This window comes from Sabulicella rubraurantiaca, from assembly GCF_017355885.1.
Taxonomy (GTDB): domain Bacteria; phylum Pseudomonadota; class Alphaproteobacteria; order Acetobacterales; family Acetobacteraceae; genus Roseococcus; species Roseococcus rubraurantiacus.
The window spans coordinates 22732-39395 of record NZ_JAFEUU010000013.1 but is presented as its reverse complement, the minus strand read 5'-3'; the positions used below and the strand labels follow the sequence as shown (position 1 = coordinate 39395).

General features: G+C 70.6%; 16 protein-coding genes. 11 read left to right on the top strand and 5 right to left on the bottom strand.

Annotation, left to right across the window (positions count from 1 at the left end):
• The first annotated feature begins 49 nt into the window (after positions 1 to 49).
• Positions 50 to 901: an isocitrate lyase/PEP mutase family protein gene (locus JTJ31_RS18835; protein WP_207540278.1), complete on the top strand. Its 852-nt coding sequence runs from the start codon at positions 50 to 52 to the stop codon at positions 899 to 901.
• A 74-nt stretch (positions 902 to 975) separates the two neighbouring features.
• Positions 976 to 1203, top strand: coding sequence for a hypothetical protein (locus tag JTJ31_RS18830; protein WP_207540277.1), 228 nt, complete (start codon positions 976 to 978; stop codon positions 1201 to 1203).
• Positions 1204 to 1350: 147 nt separating this feature from the next.
• Here JTJ31_RS18830 and JTJ31_RS18825 read toward each other — a convergent pair whose 3' ends face one another.
• A complete protein-coding gene (locus JTJ31_RS18825) occupies positions 1351 to 3657 on the bottom strand; it encodes a xanthine dehydrogenase family protein molybdopterin-binding subunit (protein ID WP_207540276.1) in 2307 nt (768 codons plus the stop codon).
• Between the two features lie 41 nt (positions 3658 to 3698).
• On the opposite strand from JTJ31_RS18825, the gene JTJ31_RS18820 reads away from it, so the two are divergent.
• Positions 3699 to 4580 carry a DMT family transporter gene (locus JTJ31_RS18820; RefSeq protein ID WP_207540275.1) on the top strand — a complete coding sequence of 294 codons (882 nt, stop codon included), beginning with the start codon at positions 3699 to 3701 and terminating at the stop codon, positions 4578 to 4580.
• The gene (locus JTJ31_RS18815) at positions 4577 to 5410 is read left to right on the top strand and encodes an alpha/beta fold hydrolase (protein ID WP_207540274.1); all 834 of its coding nucleotides are present in this window, start codon (positions 4577 to 4579) and stop codon (positions 5408 to 5410) included. Before JTJ31_RS18820 ends, JTJ31_RS18815 begins: the two co-directional genes overlap by 4 nt.
• Here JTJ31_RS18815 and JTJ31_RS18810 read toward each other — a convergent pair.
• Both JTJ31_RS18810 and greB read right to left on the bottom strand, forming a co-directional pair.
• Positions 5407 to 6558 (bottom strand): MFS transporter, encoded by a 1152-nt coding sequence (locus tag JTJ31_RS18810; RefSeq protein WP_207540273.1) that lies wholly within the window; start codon positions 6556 to 6558, stop codon positions 5407 to 5409. The two genes, JTJ31_RS18815 and JTJ31_RS18810, sit on opposite strands and share 4 nt — an antisense overlap.
• Positions 6555 to 7076 (bottom strand): transcription elongation factor GreB, encoded by a 522-nt coding sequence (gene greB / locus JTJ31_RS18805; RefSeq protein ID WP_207540272.1) that lies wholly within the window; start codon positions 7074 to 7076, stop codon positions 6555 to 6557. The genes JTJ31_RS18810 and greB overlap by 4 nt, the downstream gene beginning before the upstream one ends.
• Positions 7077 to 7143: 67 nt before the next feature.
• Here greB and JTJ31_RS18800 point away from each other — a divergent pair, with 67 nt between their 5' ends.
• Entirely contained in the window at positions 7144 to 8121 is a 978-nt protein-coding gene (locus JTJ31_RS18800; protein ID WP_207540271.1) for a glycosyltransferase family 2 protein, read from the top strand.
• On the opposite strand, the gene JTJ31_RS18795 is transcribed toward JTJ31_RS18800, so the two are convergent.
• Complete coding sequence (locus JTJ31_RS18795) at positions 8077 to 9606, bottom strand: DUF6311 domain-containing protein (RefSeq protein WP_207540270.1); 1530 nt, start codon at positions 9604 to 9606, stop codon at positions 8077 to 8079. The genes JTJ31_RS18800 and JTJ31_RS18795 overlap by 45 nt on opposite strands.
• A gap of 156 nt (positions 9607 to 9762) precedes the next feature.
• Between JTJ31_RS18795 and JTJ31_RS18790 the strand changes: the two genes are divergently transcribed.
• Genes JTJ31_RS18790 through JTJ31_RS18765 form a run of 6 tightly spaced genes read left to right on the top strand, consistent with a single transcriptional unit; the run spans position 9763 to position 15870 of the window.
• Positions 9763 to 10473 carry a sugar transferase gene (locus tag JTJ31_RS18790; RefSeq protein WP_207540269.1) on the top strand — a complete coding sequence of 237 codons (711 nt, stop codon included), beginning with the start codon at positions 9763 to 9765 and terminating at the stop codon, positions 10471 to 10473.
• Positions 10474 to 10507: 34 nt separating this feature from the next.
• Complete coding sequence (locus JTJ31_RS18785; RefSeq protein WP_207540268.1) at positions 10508 to 12013, top strand: oligosaccharide flippase family protein; 1506 nt, start codon at positions 10508 to 10510, stop codon at positions 12011 to 12013.
• Complete coding sequence (locus JTJ31_RS18780) at positions 12010 to 13059, top strand: glycosyltransferase family 4 protein (RefSeq protein WP_207540267.1); 1050 nt, start codon at positions 12010 to 12012, stop codon at positions 13057 to 13059. The genes JTJ31_RS18785 and JTJ31_RS18780 overlap by 4 nt, the downstream gene beginning before the upstream one ends.
• Positions 13056 to 14153, top strand: coding sequence for a glycosyltransferase (locus JTJ31_RS18775; protein WP_207540266.1), 1098 nt, complete (start codon positions 13056 to 13058; stop codon positions 14151 to 14153). Before JTJ31_RS18780 ends, JTJ31_RS18775 begins: the two co-directional genes overlap by 4 nt.
• Positions 14150 to 15001 (top strand): glycosyltransferase family 2 protein, encoded by an 852-nt coding sequence (locus JTJ31_RS18770; RefSeq protein WP_207540265.1) that lies wholly within the window; start codon positions 14150 to 14152, stop codon positions 14999 to 15001. The genes JTJ31_RS18775 and JTJ31_RS18770 overlap by 4 nt, the downstream gene beginning before the upstream one ends.
• Positions 14998 to 15870, top strand: a complete 873-nt coding sequence (locus tag JTJ31_RS18765; RefSeq protein ID WP_207540264.1) for a glycosyltransferase family 2 protein — start codon at positions 14998 to 15000, stop codon at positions 15868 to 15870. Before JTJ31_RS18770 ends, JTJ31_RS18765 begins: the two co-directional genes overlap by 4 nt.
• Here JTJ31_RS18765 and JTJ31_RS18760 read toward each other — a convergent pair.
• Entirely contained in the window at positions 15867 to 16664 is a 798-nt protein-coding gene (locus JTJ31_RS18760) for a YdcF family protein (RefSeq protein WP_328805775.1), read from the bottom strand. The genes JTJ31_RS18765 and JTJ31_RS18760 overlap by 4 nt on opposite strands.

Here is a 16664-nt window from a genome sequence, read left to right as displayed (position 1 = left end):
GTCGGCCGGGAGGCTAGGCGTGGGAGGCTGGGGCGGCAACACTGCCACCATGACCCATACGCAACGCCGCGAGGCCCTGCGCGCCGTCCTCTCGGGCGCATCCTGCCTCCATCCCGCCTCGGTCCACGACCCGCTCTCCACCCGCATCGCCGAGGAGATCGGCTACGAGCTGGGCATGTTCGCCGGCTCCACCGCCAGCCTCGCCATTCTCGGCGCGCCGGACCACATCCTGATCACGCTGAGCGAGTTCGCGGAACAGGCGCGCCGCATCTGCCGCGCCGCAACGCGCCTGCCGGTGCTGGCCGATGCCGACCATGGCTACGGCAACGCGATGAATGCCGCCCGCACGACCGAGGAGCTGGAGGCGTCGGGCATCGCCGGCTTCTCCATCGAGGATACGGATCTGCCCCGCCCCTATGGCGCCCCCAAGCCGCGGCTGCTTTCCGTCGAAGAAGGGGTGGGCAAGGTCCGCGCCGCGCTCGCCGCCCGGATGGACAAGGCGACCTGCGTCTTCGCGCGCACGGGCGCCATGTCGGTGACGGGGCGCGAGGACTGCCTGCGCCGCATCGCCGCCTACAACCGTTCCGGCGCCGACGCGATCTTCCTGACCGGCGTCACCACCCGGGAGGAGCTGGACGCGGCCGCCGAGGCGGCGACCCTGCCCCTCATCCTTGGCACGCTGACGGAGGAGATCCGGGACCGCGACTACCTGGCCAGCCGGGGGGTGCGGGTGGCGCTGATCGGCCATGCCCCGTCCCAGGCTGCGGCACAGGCGATTTTTGCCGCTCTGACGGCGTTGCGCCACGGCCACGCCGTGCCCGGAATGCCGGAAAAAGGCGCCATGGCGCGCTGGACCCGCGAGGCCCAATATAGCGAAGAAATGAAGGAATACCTGGGCTGAGAGGCGATGGCCCCCCACCACCCTCCCACCGTCGCATTCTTGGTTTGTTCGCGCGTCTGGGCTAGAAAAGGGGCATGACCAGGTCCCCACGTCGCCGCAAGCTGAAGCCCGAAACCGTGCGCGAGGTGCTGGAGGCTGCCGAGGATTTCCGCGGCCTCTGCACCCAGGTCCTGCGCGAAACGGCGCCGGAAAGCACCCATTATCAGAAGGCCCGCCAAGCCATGGAGGCGGTGGACCACCTCGCCCTCGGCTTGGTTGCCGAGCGCGAGCACCGGCACCTCCGCAGCTACGCCCTACACTGATTTAGGCCGCACGAAGGCGTCGCCTTCGTGCCCCTCAGTCGCCGGGCGGGACGCGTCCGCGTCCCTTGGCTTCGCCGCACTTGCGGCGGCGCCCAGTCGGGCGCTCGGCCCTTTCGGGCCGCTAGGGTGGCCAGAACGCCGCGTCCGTCACCCCGCCGCGTGCAGGGCGCGCCACACCGCCTCGGGCGTCGCGGGCATGTCGATATGCGTCACGCCCAGCGCGTCGCACAGCGCGTTCATCACCGCTGGCAGGCTGCCGGCGCAGCCCGCCTCGCCGCAGCCCTTGGCGCCAAGCGGGTTGGTCTCGCAGGGCACGCCATGGGACAGGGTTTCGATGGCGGGAAGGTCATCGGCGCGCGGCAGGCCGTAATCCATGAAGGTGCCGGTGATGGGCTGGCCATCCTCCGTATAGGCCACCCGCTCCAGCAGCGCCTGGCCAAGTCCCTGGGCGATGCCGCCATGCGCCTGGCCCGCGACCATCAACGGGTTCACGATGACGCCGAAATCGTTGACGGCCGTGTAGCGCACCACCTTCGCCACCCCGGTATCGGGGTCCACCTCGACCTCGCAGACATGGCACCCGTTGGGGTAGGCCATCGGCGCCTGGTCGAAGACATGGGTGACGTCGAGGTTGGAGGGCACCTCGGCGGGCAGTGACGGGGTTTCCCGCAGCCGCGCCGCTAGTTCCATCACCCCGATGCCGCGATCCGTCCCGGCGATGCTGAAGCGGCCATCGGTGAACTCGATATCCACCGGCGCTGCCTCCAGCACATGCGCCGCGGCCGCGCGCCCCTTCTCGATCACGAGGTCGCTCGCCTCCAGGATCGCCGCGCCGCTCGCCATGAGCGACTTGGAGCCGCCCGTGCCGCCGCCCGCCACCAGCAGGTCCGAATCGCCCTGCATCAGCCGGATGCTCTCGAAGGGCACGCCGAGCTTCGCGTGCAGCACCTGGGCGAAGGGCGTCCAGTGGCCCTGCCCGTAGTCCAGCGTCCCGGTGATGATGGTCACCGTGCCGTCCTCCTCGAAGCGCAGCCCGCCCTGTTCCTTGGCCGGCGGGGCGGTGCATTCCAGGAAGTTGCCGATGCCGAGGCCGCGCTTCATGCCGCGCGACTCGCTTTCCGCCCGGCGGGCGGGGAAGCCCGCCACGTCCGCCGCCTCCAGTGCCTTGTCCAGCACGGCCGAGAACTCGCCCGAATCGTAGGTGGAGCCGCTGGCCGCCTTGTAGGGGAATTGCGTGATGTGGTTCCGCCGCCGGATCTCATTGGCCGGGATGCCGAGGCGCGGGGCGGCGGCCTCGATCAGCCGCTCCATGAAGTAGTTGCCCTCGGGCCGCCCCGCGCCGCGATAGGCGCTGACCGGGGTGGTGTTGGTGAGCATGCAGCGCGTGAAGACGCCGATCTGCGGGATGGCGTAGTTGCTCTGCACGTTCTTGACGAAATTGCCCGTGCCCATCAGCGGCGCAACGGTCGAGAGATAGGCGCCCATATTGGCGAAGGCCGTCAGCCGCACCGCCAGCATCTTCCCTTCCGCGTCGAAGGCCAGTTCCGCCTCGACCTCGTGGTCGCGGCCGTGCTGGTCGGAAAGGAAAGCGCCCGAGCGCTCGTCGGTCCATTTCACCGGGCGCCCGAGCAGCTTGGAGGCGTGCAGCAGCGGCAGGTATTCCGGATAGGCATTCGCCTTCATGCCGAAGGAGCCGCCGACATTGCCCGTCAGCACCCGCACTTGGTCGCGGGGCAGTTTCAGGATGTCGTCCGCCAGCTGGTTCCGCAGCCCGAACACGCCCTGGCAGCCCACATGCAGGGTGAAGCGCCCGTCGGCATACTCGCCGATGGCCGAGCGCGGCTCCATGGAGGCCACGACCACGCGGTTGTTGCGCAGCGACAGCCGCTCCACGTGCTTCGCCCCGGCAAAGGCGGAGTCCAGCGCCGCGCGGTCACCGTAGGAGAAATCCAACACGCAATTGCCGGGAATGTCGTCGTACAGCGCGGGCGCGTCCGCGGCCTTAGACGCCTCGGTGACGGAGTCCAGCGGCTCCACGTCCAGCATGACGAACTCGGCGGCGTCCTTGGCCTGGGCGCGCGTCTCCGCCACCACCACGGCCACCGGGTCGCCCACCCAGCGCACCTTGTCCTTGGCCAGGGCAGGGCGGCGCGTCGTCTTCAGCCCTCCCAGGGGCATGGCGCAGACCATCTCGCCGTAGGATTCGAGGTCGGTGGCGGTAATCACCGCCAGCACGCCCGGCGCCTCCCGCGCCGCGGAGACGTCCACGTCGCGCAGGACGCCGTGCGCGTAGGGCGAGCGCACGACGAAGGCATAGGCCTGCCCCGGCAGGGCGAGGTCATCCGTGTAGCGCCCCTGCCCGCGCAGGAGCTTCGGATCCTCCTGGCGCGGTACGGGCTGGCCGATGCCGAACTTCATCCGGCTGGGGTCGAAGGAAAGGTTCGTGTCGGGCATGGCGTGAGTGTAGGGCCGGGCGGGGCTTCCGCAACCGGTCCATGCCTGCGAAGCTGCCCGCGCCGATGAACCCCAACCTCGCCGGAATGCTCTTCGCCGCCGGGGCGGGACTGTGCTTCGCGCTGCTGAACTCCCAGCTTCGCGCCCTTGCCCAGGTCCTGCCGCCCTTCGAGGTGCAGTTCCTCCGCTACGCCGCCGGTCTTCTGCCCCTTCTGCCCTGGATTTGGCGTGCCGGCCTCGCGGCCTACAGGCCGAACGGGATCGCGGGGCAGATGTGGCGCGGGGCGGTGCATGCCTCGGGCCTGTTCTTCTGGTTCACCGCCCTGCCCCACATCCCCTTCGCCGAGATGACGGCGATCGGCTTCACCACGCCGCTCTTCATCATGCTGGGCGCCGTGACCTTCCTGGGCGAACGCATGATTTGGCAGCGCTGGGCTGCCGCTCTCCTCGGCTTTGCCGGGGTGCTGGTGGTGGTGGGGCCGAACCTGACCGGCGCGGGGGGCGGGTTCTCCGTGATCATGCTCTGCTCCTCGCCGCTCTTCGCCGCCTCCTTTCTCATCACCAAGGCGCTGACGCGACGCGACGCGCCGGAGGTGATCGTGGCCTGGCAGTCCATCACCGTGGCGCTGTTCACCTTCCCCTTCGCCGCCTGGGATTGGGAATGGCCGAACGCGACGCAATGGGGCATCGTCATCCTCTGCGGGATGCTCGGCACGCTCGGGCATTTCCTGCTCACCACGGCCTTCAAGCTGGCCGACATCAGCACCGCGCAGCCGGTGCGGTTCCTGGACCTGATCTGGGCCACTCTGCTCGGCTACCTCGTCTTCTCGGAGGTGCCGGAACGCTCCACCCTGGTGGGCGGGCTGGTCATCTTCGCGGCCACGAGCTGGATCGCGCGTGTGGAAGCGAAGCGGAAACCATGAATCCTGAAATCGAAGCGCTTTCCTCCACGGCCGAGGTGATCCGCACCCCCTGCGGGTCGGGCGAGGCGGTCTGGCGAAGCTGGGGCACAGGCACGCCGCTGGTGCTGCTGCATGGCGGCTCCGGCTCCTGGATGCACTGGCTGCGCAATATCGGCCCGCTGTCGCGCCACTACCGCGTGCTCGCCCCCGACACGCCGGGCCTGGGCGAGAGCGCCATGCCGCCGGGGCCGGAGCCCAGCCCGGACAACGCCGCGCAGCCGCTTCGCGACGGGCTTCGCCTGATCCTGGGCGAGCGTCGCTTCTACCACCTCTGCGGCTTCTCCTTCGGAGCCAACGTGGCCGGGCACCTCGCCGCCGCGGAGGGGGCGCATGTGCGCTCGCTCACCGTGGTGGGCGCCGCCTCGCTCGGCCTGCCGCGGCCGCCGCTCGACCTCCTGAAGGTGCGCGACAAGGAAGGCGCGGCGCGGCGTGAGGCGAATCGCGAGAACCTCGCCCGGCTGATGATCTTCGACCGCGCGCGGATCGACGACACCGCCCTGGACATCCAGGAGCACAACACGGTCCACGCAAGGCTGCGCTCGCGCGGCTACGCGCCGGGTGATTCGCTGAAGAGCGCCCTGCTGCGCGTCCACGCCCCGCTGGCCGGGATCTGGGGCGAGCGCGACGCCGTGGCCTGGCCCGGGGTGCGCGCGCGCCTCGACGTGCTGCGCGGCATCGACCCCGGGCTGATGGAATACGTCTTCCCCGAGGCTGGGCACTGGGTGGCCTATGAAGCGGCGGAGCAGTTCAACGCGGCGCTGCTGGAGATTCTGGCCGCGCGGGGCAGCTAGCCCCGCTCCCGCTCCACCGACAGCAGCATCAGCGCCGCGAAGCCGATCAGCGACAAGGCTGTCGTCAGCCACAGCGCCTGCACGCCCCAGCCTTCCACAACGAAACCAAACAGCGCCGGGGCCAGCGCGCCGAGGAACCGCGCCGGGGCAATGATCAGCCCCTGGCGCGCGCCGTATCCGGCTGCGCCAAACAGGGCCAGCGGCAGCGTGCCGCGCGCGATGGTCATGATGCCGTTGCCGCCGCCATGCAGCACGGCGAAGACCGGCGCGGCCGGTGCCCCCACCGTCATCAGCGCCGCCGCGCCGGCCGGGTGCATCAGCATCGCCATCCGCGCGGAGAGCAGTGGATGCAGCCGCCGCAACAGGCCGAATTCCAGCAGCCGCGCCCCCACCTGCGCGGGGCCGAGCAGCGCGGCGGCGGCGATGGCGGCGGTCGGAGTCGCGCCGGCCGCCAGCAGGAGTCCCGGCAGGTGCGCCCCCAGCGCCGAGGCGCCGAACCCGCCCACCGCAATGGCGACGGACACCAATATGGCGGCGCGCAGCCCGGCCCGGCGAGCATCCGGGGGCGGTGCGGCCGGGCTGGCGACAGCTGCCGGCACGGGGGGCGGGCGTGGCAGGAGAAGATTCAGCGGAATGCAGAGGAAGATCTGGATCGCGGCCCAGCCCCAAAGCGCCCCGCGCCAGCCGAATTCCCCTTCCATCGCGGCGGAAAGCGGCCAGCCCAGCGTCGAGGCGAAACCGGCGATCAGCGTGATGCCGGTGATGGCGCCACGCGCCTCCTTGCCCAGGAGCCGCGCGAGCGTGGCGAAGGCGGCGTCGTAGAGCCCTGCCGCCATGCCGATTCCCATCACCGCCCAGGCGAGGAAGAGCATCGCCTCGCCCTGTGCCGTCGCCATCAGCGCGAGGCCTAGGGCGAGCGACGCATTGCCGAAGGACAGCACACCGCGCCCGCCATGCCGGTCGATCGCGCGGCCGACGCTGGGGCCCAGGAAGGCCGTCAGCAGCAGCGCCACAGAAAAGGCCAGGAAGACGCGCGACGGCGCGATGCCGAGTTCCCGCGCCATCGGCGCGGCCAGCAGCGCCGGCACGTAGTAGGACCCGGCCCAGGCGAAGGTCTGCGCCGTGCCGAGCAGGATCACCGTTCTCATGGATAGGCAATCCGCAGCACCTCGACCTCTTCCGCCCCGCCCGGCTTGCGCAGCCGGACCACGTCGCCCACGCGCTTGCCCAGCAGCGACCGCGCGACGGGCGAGAGCCAGGAGATGCGCCCCTGCCCCGCATCGGCCTCCTCCGCGCCGACGATGGTCACGGTCACCTCGCGGTCATCCTCGTGCACGTAGGTGACGGTGGCGCCGAAGAAGACCTGGTCGCGTCGGGTCTGGGCGGCCGGGTCCACCACCTCGGCGCGGTCGAGGCGCTTGCGGATGAAGCGCACGCGGCGGTCGATCTCGCGCAGGCGCTTCTTGCCGTACTGGTAGTCGGCATTCTCGCTGCGGTCGCCCAGGCCCGCCGCCCAGGACACGATCTCCACCACCTTGGGGCGCTCCACGCTCCACAGCGCGTGCAACTCATCGCGCATGGCCCGATGGCCCTCGGGAGTCATGTAGAAGGGGGTGTTGGGGGGCAGGCCGGGGATGTCATCCTCGTCCTCATCGTCCGTCGCCATCCTGTCCTGTTACCGTGGCAAGCCTGCCCACGAAACGCCATCATCGCACCGCTTGTATAGGTCCTGTATGTCCCACCCTTCCCTTTCCGTCGTCGTCCCCTGCTTCAACGAGCAGGAAGTGCTGCCCGAGTTCCACCGGCGCCTCGTCGCCGCGATGGATGGGATTGGCCTGCCCTGGGAATTGGTGCTGGTGAATGACGGCTCCCGCGACTCCACGCTGCGGATCATGGAGGAGATGGCGGCGCAAGACGGGCGCGTGGCTGTGGTCAATCTGTCGCGCAACTTCGGCAAGGAGATCGCGCTGACCGCCGGCCTCGACCACGCGGCGGGGACGGAGGCGGTGATCGTCACCGATGCCGATCTTCAGGACCCGCCCGAGGTCATTCCTGACCTCATCGCCGCATGGCACCAAGGCTTCGACATCGCCTACGCGCAGCGCAGCGTGCGCCACGGCGAATCCTGGCTGAAGAAGACGACGGCCGCCGGCTTCTACCGGCTGATGGAGAGGCTGGGCGGGCGCGTCGCCCTGCCGCGCGACACCGGGGATTTCCGCCTGATGTCGCGCCGCGCCCTGGATGCGCTGCTCTCGATGCGGGAGCAGCACCGCTTCATGAAGGGCCTTTTCGCCTGGGTCGGCTTCCCCTCCGTCGCCGTTCCCTATGAGCGCGCGCCCCGCGCGGCCGGCGAGACCAAGTGGAACTGGTGGAAGCTGTGGAACCTGTCGCTGGAGGGGATCACCTCCTTCACCGTCGGCCCGCTGAAGATCGCCACCTATCTCGGCCTTGCCGTGTCCCTTGCCGCCACAACCTATCTTGCCCTGCTCGTCATCCGCACCTTGCTGTGGGGCAACCCGGTCGCCGGTTATCCCTCGCTGATGGCGGTGGTGCTGTTCCTGGGCGGGGTGCAGATGATGATGCTGGGCGTGATCGGCGAGTATCTGGGCCGCGTCTTCAACGAGACCAAGGGAAGGCCGCTCTACTTCGTCGAGCGGCATATTCCCTCACGGGCGGCAGACCGTCAGATCTCCCAACGCGACGCAGCCTGACGCCGCGGGGTCGGTGCCCGGCAGGGCGATTCGCAGCTCGCCAGGACGCATCGGCGCTGGCGCCTCGCAGCGCGGCGGGGTGCGCCAGCGCGCGACATAGGCGGTGTTGACCGGGCGCGGCGTCTCGCTCGCCAGCAGCAACAGTTCCAGCAGGCGCACGCGGGACATCCAGTCCTCGCGCGGCACGCAGGGCCAGCTGGGCAGCAGCGTCACCGTCTCCGCCTCGCGCAGCAGGGGGCGCAGCGCGGAAGCGTCCACGCTCCAGGCGGCGCGCTCATGCGCCCAGGCGCGCAGCGCGGCGCGGGCGGGAATCGCGTCCAGGAACTGCGCCGCGGCACAGACGCAGAGCAGCGCGATGCCGCGCGGCCCGGCGCGGCGCAGCAGCAGCGCGGCGCCGATCAGCAACGCATAGGCAACCGGCCAGAAGAAGCGGCCCGAGGCGCGGAACTGCTCCAGGAATTCCGGCACGGGCCGCAGGTCCAGAATCACCTCACGGCCCAGCCCCACCCGGAAGGACACGGCCAGCGCGGTGAGGCCCAGCAGCGCCAGGACAAGTCCCCAGTGTCGCCCGATTCGCGCGGGGCGCAGCATCAGCCCCGCCCCCACCGCCAGGATCAACCCTAGCCCGAGCCAGTTATAGCCCTCCCACCCGCCATGGCCCGTCGCATCCACCTCGGTGGAGACGAGCTGGCCGAGGAACCAGGAGCGGTGTGGCCAGAAGGGCGAGAGCAGGTTCATGGCGTATTGCCCGAAGCCGCCATCCCCCTCGGCGCCCAGGTAGCCGAGCAGCGCCATCGTCGCGCCCATCGCCCCCGCCGCCCCTGCCGCACCCAGCGCCGCACCGCGCCAGGCTTCACCGCGCAGCAGCAGCGTGAGCGGCGCCGCCGCCAGGAGGGCCAGCGCCATCAGCGCGAGATAGGGATGCACGAGCAGCGCCAGCACATGGAACGGAATCGCTGCCGCCCACCAGCGCGCATCGCCCAGCACGCGCGCGTAGAGGCCCAGTGCCAGGAGGATCACGAAATGCCCGGTCAGCGCGGCATGGCCGAAGCGCATGACGAAGGCCGGCATGGAAAGCGCCATCACCGCCACAGCCAGGGAAGGCACTACCCTTCGCTCGCCGAATCCGCGCAGCGCGAAGACCGCCACCACGGCCTGCCCCACCCAGGCCAGGGCGTAGAACAACCCAATTCCATGGAATCCCTCCGGCAGCAGCGGCGCCAGAAGCTTCAGCGGCAGGGCGAGGGCCGGAATGCCGTCCATGAAGGCGAGATTCGCCCCGCCGAGCGTCTCGATGCGCAAAATTGGCCAGCGCCAGGCATCCGCCAGGAAATGGCGCTGGGCGATCGCATGCTGCGCTGCATCGCCCGCCGCGCGCCAATCCTGCCCAGATTGGGGAACCAAGAAGTCCAGCGGGAACAAGGTGATGGCGAGAAAGGCTCCAATTAGGGCTGAGATTCCATAGGCGAAAAAGGCGGCGCGCATGGCCCTGCTTTGCGCGCAAACCTAGGCTCGGCAAGGGCTGGGCTTGCCACAATCCTGCCATGGGTAGGTCCGAATGACGCCCTTGAGGCAAGGTTAAACCTGCCTCGTGATCCGGAGCGGGTGCACCGCGCCGCAGCACAAAAGAGAGATCGGCACATGACTGGGCTGGACGCCTTCTCGTCCCTTCAGCGTGACACCGCGGCGCTCGGCGCCTTCGCCCCGCCCCAGGCTGTGCAGGTGTCGCGCGGACCTGGCTGGCGCGCCGTGGCTAAGCGGGGCCTCGACGTGCTGGGCGCGGGGGCGCTGCTGCTGTTCCTGGCGCCGGTCTTTGCCCTGCTGGCTTTGCTGGTGCGCGTCGATGGCGGGCCGGCCTTCTTCGCCCATCCTCGCGTTGGGCGGAACGGCCAGATCTTCGGTTGCCTCAAGTTCCGCTCGATGGTGGTCGACAGCCAGGCGCGCCTCGCTGCCCTGCTCGCTGCCGATCCCGCGGCCCGCGCCGAGTGGGAAGAGACCCGCAAGCTGCGCTTCGACCCGCGCGTGACGCGCATCGGCCGTTTCCTCCGCGCGACCTCGCTGGACGAGCTGCCGCAGCTTCTCAACGTGCTGCGCGGCGACATGTCCCTGGTCGGTCCCCGCCCGGTCCAGCAGGCGGAGCTTGATAGCTACTACGGCGCCGCCGCCTTCCACTACATGAGCGTCCGTCCGGGCATCACCGGGCTGTGGCAGGTCTCGGGCCGCTCGGAAACCAGCTACGCCCAGCGCGTTGCACTCGACGTGGCCTATGTGTCGCGCCCCTCGCTGATGGCCGACCTCCGCATCCTGCTGCGCACTCCCTTGGCGGTGCTGTCGCGCAAGGGCGCGCACTGAGCTAGAAGCCCCCCTCCGAGGGGTTCACAAAGACATGACCGGCGACACCGCCGAGGCCCGGGCCGGGGCGGGACGCCTCCTCTCCGGCCTGATCTGGAACGCGCTGGGGCGCGGCCTGCCACTCCTGCTCGCGCTCGTACTCACGCCCGTGCTGGTGGCGCAAATGGGGCTGGAGCGCTGGGGCCTCTTCACCCTCGCCCTGGCGCTGGTGGGGGTGTTCGGCATCCTCGACCTCGGCATCGGCCCTGCCCTCACCCGCGCCCTCTCCGAACGCATGGAAGAAGGCCGAAGCGAGGAGGCCGGGCGCCTCGTCGGCACGGCGCTGCTGGCCCTTGGCGGGCTGGCCACGCTCGGCGCCGTGCTGGTGTTCCTCGCCGTGCCGGCGCTGGTCGGGCGCGTGCTGAACGTGCCGCCCGCGCTGGAGGCGGAGGCGGTGCTGGCCTTCCGCATCCTCGCCCTCGCCGCGCCGCTCGTCACCGCCAACGCAGCGCTCTGGGGCGTGCTGGCGGCGCATCAGCGCTTCCGCGCCGCCAACCTCGTCACCATTCCTGTCTCTGCCATGTATTACCTGGGGCCGGTGCTGGTGCTGATGGCGTGGCAGAGCCTCGTCGGCGTGATGCTGGTGCTGGTGACCTGCCGGCTGCTCAACACCCTGTCCTATGCCTGGCTGGCGCGGCCGCTGCTGCCGCGCCTCGGCCTCGGCTCGCCAGGGCTGATCGCGCCGCTGCTGCGTGTCGGCGGCTGGATGACTGTCTCCTCCGTGCTGAACCAGGCGCTGATCTACGCCGACCGCTTCCTGGTGGGGGCGGTGCTGACCCTCGCCGCCGTGGCGCATTACGCCACGCCGCTCGACCTCGTGCTGCGCATGTGGATCCTGCCCGTGGCCGTGGCGCAGGTGCTCCTGCCGCCCATGGCCTCTGCGTTCCGGGCCCATCCCGAGGTGACGGCCGGGCTGCTGCGGCGCGGCGCGCTCCTGGTCATCGCACTGGTGCTGCCGCCCTGCCTCCTTCTCGCCGGGCTGGGGGACTGGCTGCTCGGGCTGTGGCTCGGCGCGGATTTCGCGCGCGAGGGCGGGACGGTGGCGCGCTTCCTGGGCGCGGGGGTGTTCTTTTCCTGCCTTGCCTTCGTGCCCAATGCGCTGCTGGACGCGATCGGTCGTCCGGATGCGGCGGCGAAGCTGATCGCGGCCGAACTCATCCTCTTCCTCCCGGTGCTTTGGGTGCTGCTGCACGGCTTCGGCATTGAGGGTGCGGCGCTGGCCTGGGCGCTGCGCGCCGCCGTCGATGCAGGGGGCAAGGCGGTGCTGGCCGCACGCCTCTACCCCGCGGCGCGCCCAGCGCTGCGCCGCCTCGTGGCACCGCTCCTCGCCGCCGCGCTGGCCCTGGCCCTCACCGCTGCCGCACCCACGCTGCCTCTTGCCGCCACCGCGGCCGCGCTGGGGCTGCTGGGGACGCTGCTGCTGCTGGCGCCACTGCTGACGCCCGAGGAGCGCGGCGCATTGCGCAGCCCCGCCGAGGCACGGAGGCTGTTGCGCGCATGATCTTCCTCAACGGCCGGTTCCTGGCCCAGGGCCTGACTGGGGTGCAGCGCTATGCACGTGAGATCGCGCGCGCATTGGATGCGATGGAGGACCGGCCGCCCATTATCCTGCTCTGCCCGCCCGATGCGCGCGACCTCGACCTATTTCCCCGCCTCGCGCCGCGCATCGTCGGCGCGCGCGGCGGCCAGTTCTGGGAACAATGGACCCTGCCCCGCGCTGCGCGCGGCGGGATGCTGGTCAGCCTCGGCAATACCGGGCCGCTGCTGGCCGGCAGGAATCAGGCGGTGGTGATCCACGACGCCGGCGCCTTCGACACGCCGGAAAGCTACGGGACCGCGTTCCGCCTCTGGTATCGCGGCTTGCAGACCGCGCTGGCGCGGCGTGGGGCGCGTATCCTTTCCGTCTCGCGCTTCTCCGCCGGCCGCATCGCGCATCACCTTCGCATCGCGGAGCCGCCGGCGACGCTGGAAGGCGGCGAGCATATCCTGCGCGAACCCGCCGATGCCTCCATCCTCGCCCGGCATGGCCTAGAGGCGGGGCGCTTTGCCCTCGTGGTCGGCACCGGCGCGGCACACAAGAACCTCGCGGCCCTGCATGCGGCGGGCGGTGCGCTGGCGTCGCGCGGCCTCGTCCTCGCCGTGGCGGGGGCCAAGGACGCCGCCGTCTTCCGTGCGGGTGGCTCCGACCTCCTCGGCGAGGTGCGCGCCCTGGGTCGCGTCAGCGACGCAGAGTTGCGCGCGCTTTACGAAGCCGCCCTCGCCCTGCTCTTCCCCTCGCGCTACGAGGGGTTCGGCCTGCCGCCGGTGGAGGCGATGTGGTGCGGCTGCCTCGTCATCGCCGCCCCCGCCGGTGCCCTGCCGGAAGTCTGCGGCGAGGCGGCACTTTGGTTCGACCCCGCTCGCCCGGATTCCCTGGGCGAGGCGGTGGCACGACTGGCCGACGACTCCGCGCTGCGCTCACATCTGGCCGAAGCCGGGCGGCACCAGGCCGCACAGTTTTCTTGGGACGCGGCCGCGCGCCGCCTGCTGGGGTTCATCGCCGCATGAAGGTGGCCATCGTCCATGAGTGGCTCGACAGCTACGCGGGCAGCGAACGCGTGCTGGAGCAGATGCTGCTCTGCTATCCGGATGCGGAGCTATTCGTGCTTTGCGACTTCCTTGCGGAAGGGCAGCGGGGATTCCTGCACGGCAAGGTGCCGCACACCTCCTTTCTCCAGCGCATGCCCTTCGCGCGGCGCATGTTCCGCAACTACCTCCAGCTCATGCCGATCGCGATCGAGCAGTTCGAGATGCGCGGCTTCGACCTCGTGCTCTCCTCCTCGCATGCGGTCGCAAAGGGCGTGGTGACGGGGCCAGGCACGCGCCACGTCTCCTATATCCACTCGCCCATGCGCTACGCCTGGGATCTGCAGGGCCAGTATCTGCGTCAATCGGGCAGCGAGGGCGGGCTAAAGGGCGCCTATACGCGCTGGCTGCTGCATCGCCTGCGGCTGTGGGATCAGGCGAGCGCCTCGCGTCCCGACAAGCTCCTCGCCAATAGCCGCTACATCGCCGAGCGCATCCGCAAGACCTGGCGTCGGGAGGCGGAGGTGCTGCATCCGCCGGTGGACGTGGCGGGCTTCCCCATGGGCACGGCGCCACGCACCCATTTCGTCGTTGCCTCCCGCCAGGTGCCCTACAAGCGCGTGGAACTGGTGGCGGAAGCCTTCCGCCGCATGCCTGATCTTCCGCTGCTCATCGCCGGGGACGGGCCTTCCGCTCCGCTGGTGGCGAAGGCGGCGGAGGGCGCGCCCAACATCCAGGTGCTGGGCCGCGTGTCGCAGCCGAAGCTGGTGGAGCTGGTGCAGACCGCCCGCGCCTTCGTCTTCGCCGCGGAGGAGGATTTCGGCATCGCGCTGGTGGAGGCCCAGGCCGCCGGCACGCCCTTAATCTGCTACGGGCGCGGCGGTGCCGCCGACATCGTGCGCGAGGGCGAGACGGGGCTGCTCTTCCCCGACCAGTCGGTGGACAGCATCGTCAATGCCGTCCGAGAATTCGTGCGGGAGGAGGCGCGCTTCCATCCCACCGTCTGCCGCCTCCACGCCGAGGATTTCTCCGCCGAGAAGTTCCGCGAGCGGCTCCTGCGTGCGGTGGCGGCATGATCTCCCTCATCGTCGCCACGCGCGGCCGCGTCGCGGAAATCGGCGCGCTGTTCGAGAGCCTTGCGGCGCAGGAGCAGCCCTTCGAGGTCATCCTGGCCGATCAGAACGAGGATGGGCGACTGGGCGCGCTGGTGTCGGAATGGGGGGACCGCTTCCCGCTGCTGCATCTCCGCAGCGAGGTTGCCAATGCCAATGCGGGACGCAATCTCGGCCTGCGCCATGCGCGTGGGGAGATCGTCGCCTTTCCCGACGATGATTGCCTGCTGAAGCCGGGCACGCTCGCACAGGTCCGTGCCGCCTTCGCTGCCGACCCGAGATTGGCCGTGCTGACCGGCCCGGCCGAGGCGCCCGAGGGCGGGTTGGGTTCCGGCCGCTGGCGGTCGGAGGGCGGCCCGATCACTTTCGCCAATGCCTGGACCAGCGTGATCGAGTTCAACCTCTGGCTTCGGCGCGACATCGCCCTGGCGCTGGGCGGCTTCGACGAGCGCATGGGGCCGGGGACGCGCTTCGGCTCGGCGGAGGGCAATGACCTAGTCTGCCGCGCCATCGCCGCCGGCCATGCGGCGCGCTACGAGCCGGGGCTGCGCGTGGTCCACCCGGACAAGCGCCTCTCCCCCGAGGCGGTGGCACGCGCCGCCCGCTATGGAGAGGGGCTGGGCTTCGCGCTGCGCCGTCACGGCGTGCCCGCGCGCATCTGGGCGCCCTTCCTGTATCGCCCGCTCGCCGGGGCGGCGCTGTCGCTGCTGCGCGGGCGCGGCCTTCATGCGCGCTACTACCTCGCCACGCTGCGCGGGCGCTTCGCCGGAATGCGCGCCGCACCCCTGCCGCCGCCAGGGCCGCTCGCATGAGGATCGCCATCGGCATCGCCACGCGCGGCCGCCCCGCCATCCTGGCAGAGACTCTCGCGGAGCTGGACCGGCAGACACGCGCGCCGGACCGCATCCTCGTCTGCCATGTCTCCGACGAGGACGTGGCGGGCATCGCCGCGCGCTTTCCCGGGGTGGAGTTGCTGCGCGGAGAGCCGGGCCTGCCGCGCCAGCGCAACCGCATCATCGCCGAGCTGGGCGATTGCGACGCAGTGGCCTTCTTCGACGACGATTTCCTGCCCGCGCCCGAATGGCTGGAAGTGCTGGAGACGGTGCTGCAGGCGCGGCCCGATTGCACCGTCGCGACGGGCGTCGTCCTGGCCGATGGCGCAAAGGGCCCAGGCCTCTCGCCGGAGGAGGCGCGCGCCGTGCTCGCCGCCGCACCGCCACTTAGCGAGGCGCTGTCCACAGCGCCCGCCTTCAACGCCTATGGCTGCAACATGGCGCTGCGCCTCGCTCCGCTGCGCGAGCACGGCATCCGCTTCGACGAGGAATTGCCCCTCTACGCCTGGTACGAGGACATCGACCTGTCGCGCCGCCTCCTGCCGCACGGGACGATCCTGCGGCTGCTGGCGGCGCGCGGCGTGCATCTCGGCACCAAGTCGGGGCGCGTGCCGGGGCGGCGGCTGGGCTACTCGCAGGTGGTGAACCCGGTCTACCTGGCGCGGAAGGGCTCGTTTCCCTGGTCGCATGCCTTGCCCTCCGCCGGGCGGCACCTGCTGGTGAACCTGCTGAAGTCGCCCTGGCCGGAGAAGGAGGTGGACCGGTTCGGCCGGCTGCGTGGCAATCTGCGCGGGTTGTGGGATTTGCTGCGCGGCCGCGCCCATCCGGGCCGCATCACGGAGCTTTAGGGCGCGGGGAAGAGCGCGCTCGTGCGCCCCAGCAGGTAATAGGCCACGAGGCCCACGAACTCCCGCACCGCCCATTCCGCCTGCCCCAGCCGCATGGAAAGCGGCGGGTCGAACCACCCGGCCCCGCCCGGCTGGGTCGAGTAGTTCACGGGCCAAGCCGTGATGCGCCACCCGGCCCGCCGGAAGCACCCCATCGAGCGTGGCATGTGGCTGGCGCTGGTGACGAGAAGCCAGTTCTCCTCAGCGCGCGGGTTCAGCAGGGCGTGAGTCTCGGTCGCGTTCTCCCAGGTGTTGCGGGAGCGGTCCTCGTAGATCACCCGCTCCCCTTCCAGCCCGAGCGATTCCCACAGGCGCCTCGCCACCTCCGCCTCCGTCAGCAGGCCCGGAATAGCCAAGCCGGAGCCGCCGCTGAACACGATTCGTGCCTGCGGGTAGCGGCGCGCCAGCGCCACCGTCTCCGTCATGCGTTCCGCCGCGCCGTTCAGCGAAGGGATGCCGCGCCCCTCGGTCAGCTTCGTTTCCACCGCCCCGCCAAGGATGACGATGCCATCCACCCGCTCCGGCGCCGAGGGACGCGGGAATCGGTCCTCCAGCGGCAAGGTGACCCAGGCGGCGAGTGGCGTCAGCAGCACCGCCGCATACCATCCGAAGCCCAGCAGGGCGGGCCAGCGCCCCCAGCGCCGCCCGCGCCACAGCAGCGCCAAGCCGATCGCGAGCAGCAGCAGCGCAAAGGTGTTGGGCCGCGCGAAGAGCCAGAAGATCTTCGACGCGAAGAAGAGAATGTCCTGAACCAC

Bases quoted from the DNA above. Each gene is read 5' to 3' on its own strand.
- JTJ31_RS18835 (WP_207540278.1), top strand. From the start codon at position 50: ATGACCCATACGCAACGCCGCGAGGCCCTGCGCGCCGTCCTCTCGGGC.
- JTJ31_RS18830 (WP_207540277.1), top strand. From the start codon at position 976: ATGACCAGGTCCCCACGTCGCCGCAAGCTGAAGCCCGAAACCGTGCGC.
- JTJ31_RS18825 (WP_207540276.1), bottom strand. From the start codon at position 3,657: ATGCCCGACACGAACCTTTCCTTCGACCCCAGCCGGATGAAGTTCGGC.
- JTJ31_RS18820 (WP_207540275.1), top strand. From the start codon at position 3,699: ATGCCTGCGAAGCTGCCCGCGCCGATGAACCCCAACCTCGCCGGAATG.
- JTJ31_RS18815 (WP_207540274.1), top strand. From the start codon at position 4,577: ATGAATCCTGAAATCGAAGCGCTTTCCTCCACGGCCGAGGTGATCCGC.
- JTJ31_RS18810 (WP_207540273.1), bottom strand. From the start codon at position 6,558: ATGAGAACGGTGATCCTGCTCGGCACGGCGCAGACCTTCGCCTGGGCC.
- greB (WP_207540272.1), bottom strand. From the start codon at position 7,076: ATGGCGACGGACGATGAGGACGAGGATGACATCCCCGGCCTGCCCCCC.
- JTJ31_RS18800 (WP_207540271.1), top strand. From the start codon at position 7,144: ATGTCCCACCCTTCCCTTTCCGTCGTCGTCCCCTGCTTCAACGAGCAG.
- JTJ31_RS18795 (WP_207540270.1), bottom strand. From the start codon at position 9,606: ATGCGCGCCGCCTTTTTCGCCTATGGAATCTCAGCCCTAATTGGAGCC.
- JTJ31_RS18790 (WP_207540269.1), top strand. From the start codon at position 9,763: ATGACTGGGCTGGACGCCTTCTCGTCCCTTCAGCGTGACACCGCGGCG.
- JTJ31_RS18785 (WP_207540268.1), top strand. From the start codon at position 10,508: ATGACCGGCGACACCGCCGAGGCCCGGGCCGGGGCGGGACGCCTCCTC.
- JTJ31_RS18780 (WP_207540267.1), top strand. From the start codon at position 12,010: ATGATCTTCCTCAACGGCCGGTTCCTGGCCCAGGGCCTGACTGGGGTG.
- JTJ31_RS18775 (WP_207540266.1), top strand. From the start codon at position 13,056: ATGAAGGTGGCCATCGTCCATGAGTGGCTCGACAGCTACGCGGGCAGC.
- JTJ31_RS18770 (WP_207540265.1), top strand. From the start codon at position 14,150: ATGATCTCCCTCATCGTCGCCACGCGCGGCCGCGTCGCGGAAATCGGC.
- JTJ31_RS18765 (WP_207540264.1), top strand. From the start codon at position 14,998: ATGAGGATCGCCATCGGCATCGCCACGCGCGGCCGCCCCGCCATCCTG.